The following is a 9,708-nucleotide window of genomic DNA, read 5'->3' as shown; positions in this document are numbered from 1 at the left end:
GGGACTGCTCCAGGGACCAAAACCTACTTTACGCCGGTTACCTTGGAATTGACGAAGGACACTTGCAATTGATGCCGTTTATTCGCCATGAAAAACGGCGTCTTGATATTTCCTGTCACGAATCAACCCAATAAGGAGGAGTCGAGATGAGCATGAGAAACGCTTCGCTGTACCTTTCGGTATTCATTTTTGCGGCCACCATTGGGCTTCTCGTACAAGCGTGCGGTGATGATGATGATGATGATGATTCGGATGATGATGTCGCCGATGGCGATTCCGTTGATGACGATACTGTCGACGATGATTCTGACGACGACACAGATGACGACGCCGATGACGACTCAGACGACGATGCGGATGATGATGCCGACGATGACGCAGACGACGACTCTGTCGCGGATTGTGATTTCACGATAGATCCGTCGCTGAATGCATGGCAGTCGGACTATACCCCTGACACAGCTTGTACCTGCGAAGCCGGCAACACGGATTGCCATGCGATCTACGTGGCACGGGTTACGGAAATCAACGGAAACGAGGCTACAATTGAGTTCAAGAAAACTCCAAACGGTTCGCCGGAAATCGACGTGACTTATTGGGTGACCGTTGGAGCCGACCCGATGACCGGAGAGCTGAGTTGTCTGGACGTTCCCGTGTACGTCGAACGCGAAACCGGAACATGGGATGCCGCCGATGACACGTTGATTGTGACCGTGAACGTTTGGCCGGACGAAGCAGCTTGTGATGACGCTCCAACCGGTGAGCAGAAATATTTTGGTCTCATCACGGGCGGCTCCGATGGCCCGACGACAAGGACGTGGTTCACGAAGAGTGCGGTCACATTCACGAAGCAGTGATTTGAGCCTGGGGTGAGGCGCTCGCCGAGCGCTTCTCACCGATCGGATCGAAGAAAAACGCGCCGAGGCAATCCCCGGCGCGTTTCGATTTTCGGTGAGGCGCGGCGTCAGAAGTAGTAGCGGATTCCCAGCATGCCGAATCCGCCGCCGTAGGTGCCGAAGCTCGCGAAGGTGTCGACATCGACGTATTGCAGGCCGACCTCGACGTCGAAGCCCAGATTCGGCAAGCCCTGCAGGAAGAACTCCCAGCCGAGGAACGCATTGAACAGGAACCCCGTCTCGTTTTCTTCTTCGCGGCCGTAATCGACCTTCATCGGCATCAGGCCGAGCCCGGCGCCGGTGTAGAACATCATGTTGTCTTCGTGATTGAGCACGTAGTGGACCTTGCCCATGATCTGGGCGGCCCAGCCGCCGACGTCCTCGTTCTTCGCCGTGTAGTAGCCGAGCACGCCCTCGAACCCGAGGTCGCGGTTCAGCCAGTACTTGGTCGAAATGCCGTTGCTGTAGAGAAACTGCTGTGTCAGGCCCGCATCCGCGCCGCCGATCCAGCCGACGCTCGCCTGATTGTTGTAGCCCAGGCTGATGCGCTGGGACAGGTCTTTCGCGCCCGCCGTGCCCGCGAACGCGAAGAAAACCAGAGCGAAAACGAGCACGGACGCCCGGGAAACCGATCGCTGATGACGCATGCGCAAACCCCGTCTGCGAGGGTGAAACAAACAGGATGTAGTATCCCGCTGCGGAATAACGACTAGATATAGCATCCCCGCCCGGCCTGTCAACGCGAGGGCGCTTGCCGCCCAAATGGGGGGTGTGCTATACACCCGAAATGTTACGCGCCTCGATGGACATCGGATCGAACACGGTCCGCGTTCTCCTCGCCGACGGCGAGGGCGGGGCGCTTCGCCGCGTCGAGGTCCGGCGCCGAATCACGCGGCTCGCCGGCGGTTTTTCCGGCCGGCTCGATCCCGCGTCGGTGCGTCGCACGGTCGACGCCGCCCGCGAGTTTTCAAGGTTCGCCATCGATGGGGGAGCGTCCACGGTCCGCGCGGCCTGCACCGGCGTCGTGCGCCGCGCCGACGATCGGAGCGCGTTTCTCGCGGCGCTGCACGAACTGCCGGGACTCGCGCCGTGCGTCATCAGCGGCAACACCGAGGCGCGGCTTTCGGCGATGGGGGCGGCGCATCACCTGGGTGACGAGGTCCCCGAACTCCTGCTCATCGACATCGGCGGCTTTTCGACCGAACTCGTGGTCGTGACGGGCGGCGAGGTTCGACGCCGACGGAGTTTCGACCTGGGTGTCGTGACGGTGACCGAGGGATTTTTGAAAAACGATCCCCCGACGCCGGATCAGATCGCCGCCGTGGATGGCGTGATCGAAAACGGCATCCGCGAGTTCTTCGACGAGCCGGTGCCGGACACCTTGGTGGGCATCGCGGGGACGGCGACAACGCTCGCGGCGATGGATCTGCGTCTCGTGCCCTACGAAGGGTCGAAGGTGCATCGGCATCGCGTGTCGGCGACGGCGCTCGACGCGCTCTACGGACAGTTGATCGGTTTGCCCGCGTCCGAACGCGTCGGCGCATTGCCGGGGCTGGAGAAGGGACGCGAGGATTTGATCGTGGCGGGTTTTCGGATCGTGCGAACCGTCATGCGCCTCGGGGGATTCGACGCGCTGATGGTGTCGGAAGGCGGGTTGCTCGACGGAATCCTCATGGCGGACGACTGGCCGCCGGAAGGGACGCTGGACGCGTAGGTCCGCGCGCCGCGAATGCGCGCGTTGCGTGCTCGATCGCCGGAACGACCGAAACACGAAGGGGTGGGACCATGAAGACCGTACGGAACATCGGACGCGAACACGTGAGGGGCGGATTCAACTACGTCTCGGCGCTGCTGCTCCTCTTTCTGGCGGCCATCGTCGTCGGCTGCTGGTGCTACGTGCCGCCGATCTACGGCGAGATGTCGCTCAAGCGCGCCATCGAAGCCCAGATGATCAAGGCGTCGCAGGTGAGTGATCAGGAGATGCTGGCCGAGATCAACAAGGTGGCCGAACGCGCGAAGGTTCCCCTGTCGGCCGATGGAAGCATCAACATCAACCGCTTCAACAACGAGATCAAGGTCGTCTACAGCTACACCCGCGCGGTGCCGGTTTCGTTTTTGCCTCCGTACAAGGTCGAAAACACGATGACCCGCGAGATCACGCAGGTCCAGACGCTGTTCCACAAAACTCCGCCCAAACCGTGAGGGGGGCGAGGGGCCGTTTCCGATGCTCAATGATGATCGCGTTCACGCACTGACGTTTGACGATGTCCTGCTCCTGCCCGACTACGCCGATTTCCTGCCGTCGGAGGCCGACCTCGGGACACGGCTGACGCGCGACATCCGGCTGAGCATCCCGCTGCTGTCCGCCGCCATGGACACGGTGACCGAAAGCGCCACCGCGATCGCCATGGCGCAGCAGGGCGGCATCGGCATCATCCACAAGAACATGAGCGCCGAGCAGCAGGCCCTCGAAGTGGACCGCTGCAAGAAGGCCGTGTCGGGCATGATCCTGCGCCCGATCACCATGCGGCCCGAGCAGCGCATCTTCGAGGCGCTCGAGATCATGAAGCGCTACAAGATCTCGGGTCTGCCCGTGGTCAACGCCGAGGGCAAGCCGGTCGGAATCCTGACCAACCGCGACCTGCGATTCCTCACCGATCTCAACAAGCGCATCGACGAGCTGATGACCAAGGACCACCTGATCGCCGTGAAACCCGGCACGACGATGGTGGAGGCCAAGCGAATCCTGCACGAGAACCGAATCGAGAAGCTGCTCGTGGTGGATGATGCGGGCTACCTGGTCGGGCTCATCACGATCAAGGACATCGAAAAGACCGAGCGTTTCCCCAATGCGTGCAAAGACGACCACGGTCGTTATCGGGTCGGCGCCGCGGTGGGCGTGGCCGATGAATCGCGTCACCGGGTCGAGGCGCTGGTCGAGAAAGACGTCGATGTGGTGTGCGTCGACACCGCGCACGGTCACTCGAAACGCGTGATCGAGATTGTCCGCTGGATCCGCAACCGATTCCCGGGCACCCAGGTGGTCGCGGGCAACGTAGCGACCGTGGAGGGCACCCGCGCCCTGTGCGAAGCCGGCGCGCACGGCGTGAAGGTCGGCATCGGCCCGGGCTCGATCTGCACCACGCGCATCGTCTCGGGGGTCGGCGTACCGCAGATCACCGCGGTCAACGAGTGCGCGCGCGAGGCGGCGAATTTCGGCGTGCCGATCATCGCTGACGGCGGCATCCGCTACTCCGGCGACATCGTCAAGGCGCTTGCCGCCGGGGCGGATTCGATCATGATCGGCAGCCTGTTCGCGGGCACCGAGGAGAGCCCGGGCGAGGCGATTCTTTTTCAGGGTCGAAGCTACAAGGTGTATCGCGGCATGGGTTCGATCGGCGCGATGTCGCAGGGCAGCGCCGACCGCTACGCCCAGGATCACATCGAGTCGCCGGCGAAATTCGTGCCCGAGGGCATCGAGGGCCGAGTCCCGTACAAGGGCTCGATCCGGTCCGTGGTGGAACAGTTGATCGGCGGCCTGCGCGCGGGAATGGGTTACACGGGCAGTCCCACGATCGAGCACTTGCGCACGCGCGCACGTTTTTGTGAGATCTCGTCCGCGGGGCTTCAGGAAAGCCACGCCCACGACGTGACCGTCACGAAAGAAGCGCCGAACTATCAATTGAAATAACCCGAATTTCGCGGAGTCCCCAGCGCCATGAACGCCGTTCCTGACGAAAAGATCCTTATTCTCGATTTCGGATCGCAATACACGCAGCTCATCGCCCGGCGGGTTCGCGAGCTGCGCGTTTACTGCGAGATCTGGCCCTATGACGCGACGGTCGAGCGCGTGCGCGAGTTTGCACCGCGAGGCGTGATTCTCTCTGGCGGGCCGTCGAGCATCTACGATCCCGGCGCGCCGAAAATCGGCCGCGACCTGCTCGAGACGGGCGTGCCGGTGCTCGGCATCTGCTACGGCATGCAGCTCATGGCGCAGCTTTTCGGCGGCGAGGTCGCGCGATCGGACCGGCGAGAGTACGGCCCGGCGGTCACCGAGATCCTCGAGGACGGCGGCCTCTTCACGGGCTTCGAGCCGGGGTGCGCGCTGCCCGTCTGGATGAGCCACGGTGACCGCGTCGAGCGCATGCCCGAAGGCTTTCGCGCGGTGGGACGATCCGGCAATTCGCCGATCGCCGCCATGGCCGACGAGACGCGGCGGTTCTACGCGCTCCAGTTCCACCCCGAGGTCGTCCACACAACGCGCGGCCTGGACATCCTCGCCAACTTCGTCCACCGCATCTGCGGTTGCGGCGACAACTGGACCGCGCACAACTTCATCGACATCACGATCCGCGACCTGCGCGAGCGCATCGGCGCCGAGGGCGTGATTCTCGGCCTGTCGGGCGGCGTCGATTCCACCGTAACCGCCGTGCTGCTGCGTCGCGCCATCGGCGATCAGCTCACGTCGATTTTTGTGAACACGGGCGTGCTGCGAAAAGGCGAGGCCGAGCAGGTGCTGCGCGATTACCGCGAGCGCCTCGGGCTGCAGGTGGTTTACGTGGACGCGACCGACCGCTTTCTCGACGAGCTCGCGGGCGTCGAAGACCCGGAGCGCAAGCGCAAGATCATCGGCAAGGTCTTCATCGACGTGTTCTCCGACGAAGCGAAACGCCACCGCGACGCGACGTTTCTCGCGCAGGGCACGCTCTACCCCGATGTGATCGAGTCGATCAGCGCCAAGGGCGGCCCGTCGGCGACCATCAAGAGCCACCACAACGTCGGCGGGCTGCCCGACACGCTGCGCCTCAAGCTCGTCGAACCGCTGCGCGAGCTGTTCAAGGACGAGGTCCGCGCGGTCGGCCGTGAGCTGGACATTCCGGCCGACGTCCTCGGCCGCCATCCCTTCCCGGGGCCGGGACTCGCCGTTCGGATTCCCGGCGTCGTGACGCGCGAGCGTATCGAGATTTTGCAGAACGCCGACGCGGTGTTCATCGAGGAACTGCGCACGTCCGGCTGGTATGATCGCATCTGGCAGGCATTCGCCGTGCTGCTGCCCGTGCGCAGCGTCGGGGTGATGGGCGACGAACGTACCTACGCGCATACGATTGCGCTACGCGCGGTGCACTCACTCGACGGCATGACGGCCGACTGGGTGCACATCCCGTACGACCTGCTGGCTCGCATCAGCAACCGCATTATCAACGAGGTCGAGGGCGTCAACCGCGTGGTGTACGACATCTCCAGCAAGCCGCCCGCGACGATCGAGTGGGAGTGAACCGGCCCGCGCGGCCGTGAAATCGGGGAGCCATGAAAGACTTCGTTCATCTGCACCTGCACACGCACTTTTCGTTCCTCGACGCGACGAACAAGATCCTTCACCCCACTGATCCGAAATCGAAGGAATCGCCGCTCATGGACGCGGTACGTGCCCACGGGCAGCGCGCCGTCGCGGTGACCGAGCACGGCAACCTGTGCAGCGCGATCCAGTTTTACAACGCGGCCCGCGACAAGGACCTCAAACCGATCATCGGCTGCGAGGTGTACGTCACGCCGGGATCGCACCGCGAACGCAAGCCGACCGAGGGCAAACGAGCCCACCACCTGCTGGTGCTGGCGTCGGATCTGACCGGCTATCACAACCTCATCAAGCTCGTTTCCGCCGCGCACCTGGACGGCATGTATTACCGCCCGCGCGTCGATCACGAACTGCTGGCGAAGTACAACGCGGGGCTCATCGCCACATCGGGCTGCATGTCGAGCGAAGTCTCGACGGCGATTCTGGCCGGCGATTTGAAAAAGGCCGAGGCGCTCATCGAATGGCACGCGGCGACCTTCGACGGGCGCTTCTATCTCGAAGTGCAACGCAACTCGATCGCGGAGCAGGAGACGATCAACCGGGCGCTCTTCGATTTTTCCGCGCGGATGAACCTGCCCCTCGTCGCCACGAACGACTGCCACTACCTGCGCCCCGAGGACGCCAAGCCCCACGACATCCTGCTGTGCGTGGGCACCAACAAGACGATCCACGAGACGAAGCGCAAGAAGTATCAGTCCGAGGCGTTCTACCTGCGTTCCACCGAGGAGATGTACGACCTTTTCTCGGACCATCCCGAAGCCGCGGCGAACACCGCCGAGATCGCCGAGCGCTGCAACCTCGATATCTCGATGGGCGGGTTCATCTATCCGCAGTTCGACACGGGCGGACGCGCGATCAACGAGGTCTTTGAGGAGATGACCCGCGAGGGGCTCGACCGCAGGTTCGAGAAGCTCGCGCGAAAGTTCTCCGATCCGGTCGAGTGGACGAACGCGCGCAGGGAGTACGATGACCGGCTCGCGGGTGAGCTCGCGCTGATCGAGGAAAAGGGCTTCGCCGGTTATCTGCTCATCGTGCAGGATTTCATGAACTGGGCGCGGCGCAACGACGTGCGCGTGGGCCCGGGACGCGGCAGCGCCGCGGGCAGCGTGGCGTGCTGGGCGCTCGGCATTACCGACATCGACCCCGTGCGTTACAGCCTGCTGTTCGAGCGTTTTCTGAATCCCGAGCGCGCCGACAATCCCGACATCGACTGTGACTTCTGCGCCCACGGGCGCGACCGCGTCATCGAGTACGTCACGAAGAAGTACGGCGAGGACAACGTCTGCCAGATCGCGACCTTCGGCACTCTCAAAGCGAAGGCGGCCGTGCGCGATGTGGGCCGCGCGCTGGGCTATCCCTACGGCGAGGTCGACAAGCTCGCCAAGCTCATCCCGGGCGACCTGAACATCACGCTCGACGACGCCGTGAAAAAGGACTCCGAACTGCGCTCGTTCCTCGACGCCAACGCGTGGGCGCGGGAAATCATGGAAGGCGCGCGGGCGCTCGAAGGCTCCGTACGCAATCCCGGCAAACACGCGGCGGGGCTTGTCATCGCCCCGCAGCCGCTCACCGAACTCGTTCCCCTCATGCGCGACAAAGACGGCTACGTCATGACGCAGTGGGACAAGAACGACGTCGAAAAGAGCGGCCTCATCAAGTTCGATTTCCTCGGCCTCAAGACGCTCACGATCATCGACAAGGCGCTCGCGCTGATCAAATCGACGCGCGGCGTCGAGATCGACATCGACGAGATCGCGATGGACGACGCGAAGACGTTCGATCTGCTCAGCCAGGGCCTGACGACCGGCGTCTTCCAGCTCGAATCGCGCGGCATGAAGGAACTACTGCTGCGCATCGCGCCGCGCACGATCGACGAGATCGTCGCGCTCGTCGCGCTCTACCGTCCAGGCCCCATCGGCTCCGGCATGATCGACACCTTCATCGCATCGAAAAAAGGCGAACAGGCGGTGGTGTACGAGCTGCCGATGCTCGAGGAGTATCTGCGCGAGACCTACGGCATGATGGTTTATCAGGAACAGGTCATGCAGGTGGCGAACGCGGTGGCGGGCTTCTCGCTCGGCCAGTCCGACCTCATGCGCCGCGCCATGAGCAAAAAAGACAAGAACAAGATGGTGACATTCAGCGAGAAATTCCTGAAGGGCGCGGCCGAGCGCGAGGTCCCCGCGGCCAAGGCCGAGAAGATCTGGGATCAGATGGAAAAATTCGCGGAGTACGGCTTCAACAAGAGCCATTCCGCGGCGTACGGCGTCGTCGCGTATCAGACGGCGTGGCTCAAGGCGAACTATCCCATCGAGTTCATGGCGGAGCTGCTGACGCTCGACGCGGGCGACACGGACAAGCTGCACACGATGGTCAACGAGGTGCGCGAGATGGGCCTCGAGATCCTGCCGCCCGACATCAACCATTCGGTGCTCGACTTCATGGTCGAGGACGGACGCATCCGTTACGGTCTTGCGGGAATCAAGGGCATCGGCGAGGGCGCGATCGAAGCCATCGTCGGCGCGCGCGCAAAGGCCGGATCCTTCCGCTCGATCTCGCACCTGATGGAGCACCTCGACACGCAGACCGTGAACCGGCGCGTGCTGGAAAGTCTCGTGCGCGCGGGCGCGTTCGACGAACTGGAGCCGAACCGCGCGCGGCTTTTCATGGGACTCGATACGGTGATGGAGCGCGCGAGCCGCGAAGCGCGCGACCGCGCGAGCGGACAGGTGAGCCTCTTCGGATCGGCGACTCCCGCGAGCGCCGCGCCGGTCGAATCGACGCTGCCGGAAGCGCCGCCGTGGAGCGATCAGGAGAAGCTCGACCACGAGAAACTCGCGTTCGGATTTTTTCTCACTGGACATCCCTTGCGCCAGTATGCGAAGATTATTCGCAAATACACGACGCATACGTGCGAATCGCTCCGCGAGATCACGGCGAGTGTCGCCGCGACGGTCGGGGTGATCGTGACGGAACGGAAATTCCGGGATACGCCGCGTGGACGCATGGCGATCCTGGAAGTCGAGGACCTGACGGGAAGTTTCGAGGCGATCGTTTACAGCGAGCCGTGCGCGAAATACGAATCGCTGATCAAGTCCGACGAACCGCTTCTGATGAAGGGGCGGGCGGAAGCGCCGGAAGACCGCGGACCGAAGATCTTCGTCGAGGAGGTCACGCCGCTCGCGTCGGCACAGCGGTCGCTGGGAGACGAATTGCATATCCGACTCGCGTCGGAGCGGATGTCGGAAGGGGCGGTGGACATGCTCAAACGGATCGTCACGAACGCGAAGCGCGGACGATGTCGACCCGTTTTGCGCGTGGCGCTGCCGGGGGTCGGAGACGCTGTGCTGCGGTTGCCGCCGCATCTGGGAGTGGAACCGAGTGATGAACTGATCGCGGACATCGAGCAACTTCTCGGCCGCGACGTTGTCATGTTTTCGTAATCTGGGATTTGCC

The 9,708-nt window shown here is 63.2% G+C and carries 7 protein-coding genes; 6 read left to right on the top strand and 1 reads right to left on the bottom strand.

Annotated features, from left to right (window positions below; all coding sequences use genetic code 11):
* Nucleotides 1–146 precede the first annotated feature (146 nt).
* On the top strand, nt 147–857 hold the full coding sequence (locus IT350_04215; GenBank protein ID MCC6157234.1) for a hypothetical protein: 711 nt from the start codon (nt 147–149) through the stop codon (nt 855–857).
* A 107-nt stretch (nt 858–964) separates the two neighbouring features.
* Here IT350_04215 and IT350_04210 read toward each other — a convergent pair whose 3' ends face one another.
* Nucleotides 965–1,543, bottom strand: a complete 579-nt coding sequence (locus IT350_04210; GenBank protein MCC6157233.1) for a hypothetical protein — start codon at nt 1,541–1,543, stop codon at nt 965–967.
* Nucleotides 1,544–1,698: 155 nt separating this feature from the next.
* On the opposite strand from IT350_04210, the gene IT350_04205 reads away from it, so the two are divergent.
* The 5 genes from IT350_04205 to dnaE all read left to right on the top strand — a co-directional run bounded on the left by IT350_04205 (nt 1,699) and on the right by dnaE (nt 9,695).
* A complete protein-coding gene (locus IT350_04205) occupies nt 1,699–2,610 on the top strand; it encodes a hypothetical protein (protein MCC6157232.1) in 912 nt (303 codons plus the stop codon).
* Nucleotides 2,611–2,681: 71 nt separating this feature from the next.
* Nucleotides 2,682–3,098 carry a hypothetical protein gene (locus tag IT350_04200; protein ID MCC6157231.1) on the top strand — a complete coding sequence of 139 codons (417 nt, stop codon included), beginning with the start codon at nt 2,682–2,684 and terminating at the stop codon, nt 3,096–3,098.
* A 22-nt stretch (nt 3,099–3,120) separates the two neighbouring features.
* Entirely contained in the window at nt 3,121–4,587 is a 1,467-nt protein-coding gene (gene guaB, locus IT350_04195) for an IMP dehydrogenase (protein MCC6157230.1), read from the top strand.
* A 27-nt stretch (nt 4,588–4,614) separates the two neighbouring features.
* The gene (gene guaA, locus IT350_04190; GenBank protein ID MCC6157229.1) at nt 4,615–6,171 is read left to right on the top strand and encodes a glutamine-hydrolyzing GMP synthase; all 1,557 of its coding nucleotides are present in this window, start codon (nt 4,615–4,617) and stop codon (nt 6,169–6,171) included.
* A 32-nt stretch (nt 6,172–6,203) separates the two neighbouring features.
* Nucleotides 6,204–9,695 carry a DNA polymerase III subunit alpha gene (gene dnaE / locus IT350_04185; protein ID MCC6157228.1) on the top strand — a complete coding sequence of 1,164 codons (3,492 nt, stop codon included), beginning with the start codon at nt 6,204–6,206 and terminating at the stop codon, nt 9,693–9,695.
* Nucleotides 9,696–9,708: the final 13 nt, after the last annotated feature.

This window comes from Deltaproteobacteria bacterium, from assembly GCA_020845895.1.
GTDB lineage: Bacteria > Lernaellota > Lernaellaia > JACKCT01 > JACKCT01 > JADLEX01.
Note: the sequence above shows the minus strand (reverse complement) of the source record. Positions and strands in the feature narration are given on the sequence as shown.